This window comes from Streptomyces sp. NPDC025638 (assembly GCF_055558775.1).
In genome coordinates this window covers 1-6,906 of sequence record NZ_JBVHLX010000058.1, presented here as the reverse complement: position 1 = coordinate 6,906, position 6,906 = coordinate 1, and the positions used below count along the sequence as shown (strand labels likewise).

Annotated in this window: 10 protein-coding genes and 3 pseudogenes; 8 read left to right on the top strand and 5 right to left on the bottom strand. The window is 68.9% G+C overall.

The window, feature by feature from the left end:
• Positions 1 to 220 precede the first annotated feature (220 nt).
• Positions 221 to 376, top strand: a pseudogene (locus tag ACZ4EG_RS46480) (DUF6286 domain-containing protein); the annotation flags it as partial.
• Positions 377 to 385: 9 nt separating this feature from the next.
• Positions 386 to 970, top strand: a pseudogene (gene amaP, locus ACZ4EG_RS46475) (alkaline shock response membrane anchor protein AmaP); the annotation flags it as partial.
• Positions 971 to 1,320: 350 nt separating this feature from the next.
• Here the strand turns inward: amaP and ACZ4EG_RS46470 are convergent.
• The 3 genes from ACZ4EG_RS46470 to ACZ4EG_RS46460 all read right to left on the bottom strand — a co-directional run bounded on the left by ACZ4EG_RS46470 (position 1,321) and on the right by ACZ4EG_RS46460 (position 2,072).
• Positions 1,321 to 1,494 carry a CsbD family protein gene (locus ACZ4EG_RS46470; protein ID WP_467795044.1) on the bottom strand — a complete coding sequence of 58 codons (174 nt, stop codon included), beginning with the start codon at positions 1,492 to 1,494 and terminating at the stop codon, positions 1,321 to 1,323.
• An 89-nt stretch (positions 1,495 to 1,583) separates the two neighbouring features.
• Complete coding sequence (locus tag ACZ4EG_RS46465; protein WP_467795043.1) at positions 1,584 to 1,751, bottom strand: hydrophobic protein; 168 nt, start codon at positions 1,749 to 1,751, stop codon at positions 1,584 to 1,586.
• A gap of 117 nt (positions 1,752 to 1,868) precedes the next feature.
• On the bottom strand, positions 1,869 to 2,072 hold the full coding sequence (locus tag ACZ4EG_RS46460; protein WP_467795042.1) for a hypothetical protein: 204 nt from the start codon (positions 2,070 to 2,072) through the stop codon (positions 1,869 to 1,871).
• Between the two features lie 383 nt (positions 2,073 to 2,455).
• Here ACZ4EG_RS46460 and ACZ4EG_RS46455 point away from each other — a divergent pair, with 383 nt between their 5' ends.
• From ACZ4EG_RS46455 to ACZ4EG_RS46430, 6 genes are all read left to right on the top strand, one after another.
• Positions 2,456 to 2,734, top strand: a complete 279-nt coding sequence (locus tag ACZ4EG_RS46455) for a hypothetical protein (protein ID WP_467795041.1) — start codon at positions 2,456 to 2,458, stop codon at positions 2,732 to 2,734.
• 83 nt (positions 2,735 to 2,817) lie between these two features.
• The gene (locus ACZ4EG_RS46450) at positions 2,818 to 3,222 is read left to right on the top strand and encodes an ANTAR domain-containing protein (protein WP_467795040.1); all 405 of its coding nucleotides are present in this window, start codon (positions 2,818 to 2,820) and stop codon (positions 3,220 to 3,222) included.
• Positions 3,219 to 3,575, top strand: coding sequence for a PRC-barrel domain-containing protein (locus tag ACZ4EG_RS46445; protein WP_453554965.1), 357 nt, complete (start codon positions 3,219 to 3,221; stop codon positions 3,573 to 3,575). Before ACZ4EG_RS46450 ends, ACZ4EG_RS46445 begins: the two co-directional genes overlap by 4 nt.
• A 40-nt stretch (positions 3,576 to 3,615) precedes the next feature.
• The gene (locus tag ACZ4EG_RS46440) at positions 3,616 to 3,975 is read left to right on the top strand and encodes an ANTAR domain-containing protein (protein WP_467795039.1); all 360 of its coding nucleotides are present in this window, start codon (positions 3,616 to 3,618) and stop codon (positions 3,973 to 3,975) included.
• Between the two features lie 212 nt (positions 3,976 to 4,187).
• Positions 4,188 to 4,442: a hypothetical protein gene (locus ACZ4EG_RS46435; protein WP_467795038.1), complete on the top strand. Its 255-nt coding sequence runs from the start codon at positions 4,188 to 4,190 to the stop codon at positions 4,440 to 4,442.
• Positions 4,443 to 4,862: 420 nt separating this feature from the next.
• Complete coding sequence (locus ACZ4EG_RS46430; protein ID WP_467795037.1) at positions 4,863 to 5,111, top strand: tyrosine-type recombinase/integrase; 249 nt, start codon at positions 4,863 to 4,865, stop codon at positions 5,109 to 5,111.
• Positions 5,112 to 5,264: 153 nt separating this feature from the next.
• On the opposite strand, the gene ACZ4EG_RS46425 is transcribed toward ACZ4EG_RS46430, so the two are convergent.
• A complete protein-coding gene (locus ACZ4EG_RS46425) occupies positions 5,265 to 5,606 on the bottom strand; it encodes a hypothetical protein (protein ID WP_467795036.1) in 342 nt (113 codons plus the stop codon).
• Between the two features lie 71 nt (positions 5,607 to 5,677).
• Positions 5,678 to 6,429, bottom strand: a pseudogene (locus tag ACZ4EG_RS46420) (serine/threonine protein kinase); the annotation flags it as partial.
• Positions 6,430 to 6,906: the final 477 nt, after the last annotated feature.

Below are 6,906 nucleotides of genomic sequence, written 5' to 3'. Positions count from 1 at the left end.
ATCTCCCCGGTAAGGCACGACGTTGGGGCCATGATCTTCGGGGCTCGCGCCAAAATGGCTCCGGGAAGCCCTGGAGCCGACCGCCCCAGCCACGACGTATTCCTTCTCTGTCATCAGGTGGCTGACTGCTATGTGCGCGGCACGGGCGTCGGCTGGGCTGGAGCGGGGCGGAGACTGGAGCGCAGGCCCGGCCGCGCGCGGTGATCGTCAGTGGCACAGCCGCCGGAAGGTCAAAGCCCGGGCACAGGCACATTTCCGCGATCTCGACGAGGTCCGCGCGGACCTGAACGCCGAACTGGGCGAAGCCGTGACGTCCTTGGGCCTGGCCCGGCAACCCACGCTGGCCGTGCGGGTCCGACGCCCCAAGAAGGGCTGAGGTGATCCGATGCTCAAGACAGCGAACCGGGTGCTGCTCGGACTGCTCGGCCTTGGCCTGCTCGCCCTGGGCGGCGGCGTACTGCTGGGCGGGCTGGATCTGCAGCGCCGCTGGGGGTTTCGACATGCCGCGCTGGTGGCCCTTCCGCGGGCCGAACGACGTGGTGCTGGGCACCGAGGGACGCACCCGGTGGCGGGAGGAAGGCTGGTGGTGGCCGACCGTCATCGCGGTGCTCGCCGTGCTGCTGGCCCTGCGCTGTGGTGGCTCCTCGCCCAACGCAGGCACCGCCTGGGCCAGGTCCTCGTCGACGGCGAAGACGGCGCGGCGGCCCGACTCAACGGCCGCACGCTGGAGGACGTGATCGAGGAAGAGGCGCAGGCCCTGGACGGGGTCTCGCGGGCTCATGTCCGGCTGACGGGCCGACGTACTGCTCCCACCGCACGCGTGCGGCTGTTGCTGGAACCTCACGCGGACCCAGCGCGGACTCTGGGGCAACTGAACGAGGAAACACTCGCACACGCACGAGACTCGGCCGGCCCGGACCGCCTCCCGTCGAAGGTCCGACTCCGGGAAGCCCGCGACCGCGCCCAACGCGCCGCCCAGGATCCCCTGGGTCGAAGTCCCATGGGGGTACCGGCTGCGAGGCGTTCCGGATTCTTCCTGGAACTCGAGCGTTTTGGCATGCAGAGGATCGGACGAGCTGCACGTTGCCTGGGGCACTCGCTTCGCTGTCGGCGAGCTCGAAGACACCGGCCACGCCGATGACGAGTGCGGCGAGAAGGATCATGTGCCCGAGGATGACGATGTGGCGCGCTCCAGGGACCTGGTTCTGCCTGGACGGTAGAACCGTCCGGCCTGCGACGCCACTTGCACAGGACCGGTCCGACCTACTCTGGTAGGGAAGCCTGGCCGGCATCGGAGGCCCTCATGACCGCCGTTTGGGGTCAGCGCCTGAAAGCGTCCTTGGCCTTGTCGCCGGCCTGCTTCAGGCTTCCGGAGACCCGGCCGGTCCTGCCTTCGCGCTGCAGTCGCCGATTGCGGGTGGTCCGGCCTATGCGTTCGGTGATCCGGCCCTTGATTTCCTGTGTCTTGTGCTTGATCGTCTGTCCGACGCTCATGACTGTCCTCTGCGTGTCCGCTGGATGGGCTTCTGCGCGTGATCGCCGTACAGGCGGTCGATCCCGCGGGGGATGGGACGTGGAGTCGATTACCTGCGGCTTCGGCGGTACCGGCGCCTGCCATCGCTGCGTCCGCGCACGGCGAAGCCGACGATCCAGAGGACCAGCAGTCCGGCCGCGACCCACCACAGGATCTGCATGGTGAAGCCGAACCCGAAGACCACCAGGATCACCAGAAGGAGAAGAATCCAGAACATTGCCGGGCCTCCAGATCGCGGGGATTTCCTTGATTCCGCGGGGTCCGGGCGAAGCGGGAAGGTGGAATGCTGCGACCGAACAATCCGGAGTGGCACAGCCCTACACCGTGCTGCCAGTCAACGCCCGGCAACCTCCCTTGTCAACGCAGCGTCGACACTGAGGAGTTCTGGGAGCTGGGCAGGGGCCGCCGGGGTGACCGGAGCCTCGGCGGGGGCTTCGGCCGGCAGCGTCGGCAGGATGTGGTCCTCCCACCAGGACAGGCCCATCACGGTGGCGAGCAGAACGAAGGGGGTTGAAGTGGGAAGGATCAGCGCGTACATGTGTACCGCCTGGCGTGGGATGCGTGCGACGTGGCGGGCAGCAGATCGGTGCCCGCTCGGGGCGCATCGGGGCGCGACCGGGATCGCGTGACGATGGGCGTGTGCGGGAACGGCCTCGCTCGTGACGTGGCGGGTTCCGGCACCGATGCGCAGGGTGCGCCCCCTGGGGAGCGCGCTGGCGGTGCGACGCTGCCGGGGGCAGGGGCGGCATGTTGCACGCTAGCCCTCGCCGCAGCTTCCCAACAGGTCTCAAGCAGCCATCCATGCCGGGCAGGACGCGCTGACGTCGCACGGTATCCGCAACCCTTGGGCAGGACTACGCTGTGAGGTGAGGCCCCAGTCCCCGGTATCGATGCTGTGTCCCGCTCCCGGGGAGGCCCACCGTGTTCGTCCTGCTCCTCATCCTCATCGCGGTCCTGTTCTGGTTCGGCTTCCTCCCTCCCATCTGGTGGGTGGCCGCGGCGGTGCTGGTCTACGTCGCCACCCAACACGGCCGCAATCGTGGCGGAGGCCGGAGCCGTAGCGGCAGTTCCGATCTCGGGGACTACCGGGACTACCGGGAGCACCGGGATCGTCAGGACTGCTGGGACCGCCGCTACAGCCGTCAGAACCGGGCGCGCTGGCGGCGCGAGGACCGTCGGGATCATGAGCACCGCAGGTGACCCGTGAAGTGGCCCGGTAGCGACGGGCTCCGGGGCGGCTACAGCCAGGCCGGACGCGTCGAGGTCGTTGAGAGGTGTATGCCATGCAGCGCACAAGCGTGATCCAAGAGGAGTGGTGGGAGCTACGAGCTGAGGCCACGTGGGGGAACGCGTCGGCGGCACAGGATGTCGTGGCGCTGCGCGCCGAGAACGATCAGCTGCGGCGGGCGCTGGCCGGCCATGCGGTCATCGACCAGGCCTGCGGCATGCTGATGGTCCTGACTCCCTGCCGCCGCGGGGCGGCCAGGGGCCTGCTGGTGGATGTCTCTCGGCAGCGCGACGTCAAACTTCCGGAGGCGGCCGCGGCCTTGGTCGACGCCTGGGAGGGCAAACCGCTCCCGGTGCGGATGCAGCGGGCCATGCGTCGTGCGCTGCGGCGATTTCACGCGGAGAACCAGGGGTGCGACTCGAGCCCGCCAGGCGGGTCGTCCAGTAGGGAGAGGTCATGATTCACGCAGCCGACGTCCGAGAATGGCGCAACCGCGATGTCGTGGACACCGAGTCGCACAAGATCGGTGTCCTGGAGGCGGTCTATGTGGACACCACCACCGATGAGCCGGCCATGGCCACGGTCCGGACCGGACTGCCCACCCGGCACCGCCTGGTCTTCGTCCCCCTTGAGGACGCGATCGCCGGGCCGGACTATCTCAGGGTCGGCTATGTCAGAACGCTGGTGAAGCAGGCGCCTTCGATCGGCACCGACGACGTGCTGCCCGCCGAGCAGGAGGAAGCGATCTTCAAGCACTACGGACTGCCCTACCAGCCCGGTGCGGCCGGCGAACGGCAACTGGCGCGCCGCTGACCACCTATGGACGGGATGACTGCCCTGTGAGGTACGGACCATGCACCAGATGACCCCGGCCCGTGAAGGGCAGCGGCTGTTGACGGCTGTGCCTTCGGCGGTGGACGCGGCTTTGCTGGCCGAGGTCGTCGAACTGCGCGCCAGGAATGAGCAGTTGGGGAGGGCGCTGGCGAGCCGTGCGGTGCTCGACCAGGCACGCGGCATGGTGATGGCCCTGGCCCCGTGTTCCAGCGAGAGAGCCTGGGACCTGCTGGTGGACGTGCCGCAGCACTGCAACATCAAGCTCCGGGACGTGGCCGCGGCCCTGGTCTCCACGACGAAGGACCGGACGCTCCCGGAACCGATACGGCGGGAGCTGCGCCGAGCACTCAGGCGCCTCCATGCGGCGGACCGGAGATGACAGCGTGCGCGCTCAACGGACGGCACCGGGAGCTGCGAGCTCAACTTTCCGGTGCCTTCGTCCAGGACGACCGTCGGACGCCTCTCTCCTGTAGCCCGTCTCGTGGATCTCAAACACCGGTCGTGTGGTTTCTCGTCCGTTCTGCCTGATCGCTGCTTCGCCGTCGACACGTCGCTGGAAGGCATCGCCACCGATGAGGGAGACACGTGCCCATGCCCTATACGTGCACCCGGAGCCCACGAAGCGCATATCCCTACGACGATGCCCCGGACACCGATGCCGCGTTCCGCCGTATCGTCGCCCTGCCGGACCGCCCAGAGAGGACCGCGCTGCGGCAGGAGGTGGCGTGCGCCTGGGCGCCGCTGGCCGTACGGCTCGCCCGGGGCTTCCGTCATCGCGGTGAGTCCTTCGGAGATCTCGAGCAGGTTGCCCAACTCGACCTGGTTTTCACCGGCACCCCGAGGTAGGCGGCGACCTCGGCGGGGGTGGCCAGCGGGCCGCGCTTGGCAGCCTCGGCGGTGACAGCAGGGGTGATGCGGCGGGGAGAAGGGTTCGGCACATGGCCGCCCAGATCCACCTCAAGCGATCAACTCGCAACCGATACAGAGGCGTTCTCGACGTCCATGTGATCCCTAGGTGGGGCACCACGCCCCTGGACCGCATCCATTTCGAGGACGTCGCCGAATGGCTCGCCGACATGCTGTCCGGCCAGGCGGCGGGCGGACGGAAGCTCAGCCCGCGCTCGGTCCGCAAGGCGTACGTCATCCTCAGCCAAGTTCTCGGCTATGCGGTCAAGTCCCGCCGCCTGGCGGTCAATCCGGCTGTCGGAGTGCCCCTCCCGAAGGCGGTCCCCACCGACCACGTCTGCCTCGACGACATGCAGGGTCGTGAAGGCCGGGCTGGGGCACCTCAAGGTCACCCCGCACAAGCTGCGTCATACGGCGGCCTCGCTCGCCATCGTCAGCGGCGCGGACGTCAACGTCGTACGGACGATGCTGGGCCACAAGTCCGCGACGCTGACCTTGGACACGTACGGGCACCTCTTCCCGGACCGCCTGGACGAGGTCTCGAAGAAGATGCACAAGCGCCGCGCCCAAGCAGCTGGCCAAAGCGAAGGCCAAGCTGGAGAAGGCTGAGCGGATGGCCCGCGAGGCCGCCGAGGCGGTGGCCGCCATGGAGGAAGGCGTCGCGTGATGTGTGCTTAATCCGTGCCGGGGAGCCGTAACTGAGGGGGCCGTCCCACCGCACTGTTGTGGTGGGACGGCCGTTTGCGTCTTCCCCGGATCAGGTCAGCCGCGGTCGGCGGCCTTCCTCCCAGGCCCGGTCAATCGCAGCAGCGGCCGCGTCCCCGGCCAGCCGTTCGATCTCCTCGGGTACCTCCCGCTCGTCGAGCACGAAGAGGCGGCCACCGACGAGCTGGGTGGTCGTCTTCCAGCCGAGATGACGCCCTGCCTCCCGAGCGGCACGCCGGACGTCCTTGAGTTCTCCATCTCCGTAAGGTCATCGCTGCTCAGGATCAGCTGCCCGTAGTAGCCCTGGTACTCGGGCCTGAGGGCGGCCCGCATCAGCGACTCAAGGCGGCCGACGAGGTTCTCGTACCGGCGCCGGGCCAGCTCATCCTTGACGGGCATCCTGCACAGCTCCCCACCATCCGCGCGCACGGCACGTGTGCCATATGTGTGCTGCAAGCGCGCTCATGCGGTCAAGTCTCGGGTGTTTCCCGGCGTTCACCGTTGAGGGTGAGGCGGATTCGTGCCAGTGCCTCGGCGATCTCGACGGTCATCTCGTCGTCGGGGCCGAACACCATGCACATGTCCTGGTGGAGCGGTTCGAGGACCTGCCGGGCTTCGACGGCCCGGCCCTGGGCGAGCAGCAGCATCCCGATGTTGTGCCGTAGCTCCACGGCTTCCTCGCTCACGTCGCTGTCGACGGCCCGCACGACGTTCAGCACGCCCCGGAGCGCGGCGAGCGCGTCGGTGACCTGGCCGAGTTCGGCGCGGCACCGGGCTGCCTGGGCGCGGCAGGCGCGGGCCTGCTCGCCGGTGGGTCCGGCGATGCGGGCGTACGCGTCGGCGAGGGCGTCGAACTCGGGGAGAGCGGCCCGGTAGTCGCCGCCGAGGAGGCGGATCGCTGCTCGCTGGCGGCGCAGCGCCAGGACCTGCTTGCTTTCGGAGCCGAGGGCGAGGGCCGCGGGTTCGATGACCTCGCCGAGCACCTCGGCTGCCTGCGCGAACCGCTCCTCCAGCAGGGCGTCGGAGTGTGCGTACGCCTCCTTGATGTCCTCGCGCAGCTGGGCGGGGACGGCCACCGGCTGGCCCCCGGGAGGGCGGCTGTCGGCGTCGAACCGCCGGGTGCGAGGGCCTGGGCGCGGGCGCGGGGCGCGACACGGTGACGGAACACGCCCGTCGGGTGTGCGCAGGACGGAGAGGTAGTCGGTTCGCTGCGGGGAGGTGGCGAAGCTGAACAGGCGCAGCCGGTCGTCGAGCGTGAAGACGCCGATGCCGAACGCGTCGGTCTGCTCAGGCATGTCCGTCATCGTCGCACGGCCGATGACGGCCTCCTTGGTCGGTTCACAGCCGATGCGCCCACCGCGCTCCGAACGCCAAGCCCGGGGTGAGCCAGCGAAACCGCAGATGGACGCTGGCCCGATCCACTGGCTGTTGCTCACCGTAAAACGCCGGATCGGACACGTCACGCTGAAATGCGCCGTGCAAGGTCCACACGCGCTTCGCGCAGAGCGCGACGCCGAAGGTGTAGGGGGTTCCCTCATGCTTCGGCCGGTCCGACACGGAACGCTGATCCGGGCAACCGGCTGCCGTGGCGGCGAACCGAACAGAAGGAATCTCAATGACCGAGTCAAGCCGCCTGCGTGACCGGTGGGGCGGAGGTGAACAGCTTCTTGTCACGCAGCATCGCCCACAGGACATCGAC

Coding starts and splice junctions, on each gene's coding strand:
- ACZ4EG_RS46435 (WP_467795038.1), top strand. CDS start 4,188: ATGCCCTATACGTGCACCCGGAGCCCACGAAGCGCATATCCCTACGAC.
- ACZ4EG_RS46465 (WP_467795043.1), bottom strand. CDS start 1,751: ATGTTCTGGATTCTTCTCCTTCTGGTGATCCTGGTGGTCTTCGGGTTC.
- ACZ4EG_RS46425 (WP_467795036.1), bottom strand. CDS start 5,606: ATGCCCGTCAAGGATGAGCTGGCCCGGCGCCGGTACGAGAACCTCGTC.
- ACZ4EG_RS46445 (WP_453554965.1), top strand. CDS start 3,219: ATGATTCACGCAGCCGACGTCCGAGAATGGCGCAACCGCGATGTCGTG.
- ACZ4EG_RS46460 (WP_467795042.1), bottom strand. CDS start 2,072: ATGTACGCGCTGATCCTTCCCACTTCAACCCCCTTCGTTCTGCTCGCC.
- ACZ4EG_RS46440 (WP_467795039.1), top strand. CDS start 3,616: ATGCACCAGATGACCCCGGCCCGTGAAGGGCAGCGGCTGTTGACGGCT.
- ACZ4EG_RS46470 (WP_467795044.1), bottom strand. CDS start 1,494: ATGAGCGTCGGACAGACGATCAAGCACAAGACACAGGAAATCAAGGGC.
- ACZ4EG_RS46450 (WP_467795040.1), top strand. CDS start 2,818: ATGCAGCGCACAAGCGTGATCCAAGAGGAGTGGTGGGAGCTACGAGCT.